Annotated in this window: 2 pseudogenes; both read right to left on the bottom strand. The window is 62.1% G+C overall.

What is annotated here, in order from left to right:
- Nucleotides 1–149, bottom strand: a pseudogene (locus EN818_RS32195) (ABC transporter ATP-binding protein); the annotation flags it as partial.
- Between the two features lie 5 nt (nt 150–154).
- Nucleotides 155–285 (bottom strand): annotated as a pseudogene (locus EN818_RS32190) (carbohydrate ABC transporter permease); the annotation flags it as partial.

Genomic DNA, 285 nt, shown 5'->3' with positions numbered 1-285 from the left:
GCGATCATGCGCAACGTCGTCGATTTGTCGAAGCCGGAGGGGCCGACCAGCGCGATGAACTCGCGGTCGGCGATCTCGAGATCGATGCCGTGCACGATCTCCATATTGCCGTAGCGCTTGGTGAGCCTTTTCAGCGAAACCGTTGCCATGCAGTTCAACCTTTCACCGCGCCGGAGGTCAGGCCGCCGACGAGGTGTTTCTGGACGATGTAGGTGAGGGTCAGCGCCGGGATGATCATCACCACGGCCAGCGCGCACATGCCGCGCCAGTCGATGGTGAACTCGG

Origin of the sequence: Mesorhizobium sp. M3A.F.Ca.ET.175.01.1.1, assembly GCF_004791945.1 — a bacterium.
Classification (GTDB): Bacteria; Pseudomonadota; Alphaproteobacteria; order Rhizobiales; family Rhizobiaceae; genus Mesorhizobium.
Note: the sequence above shows the minus strand (reverse complement) of the source record. Positions and strands in the feature narration are given on the sequence as shown.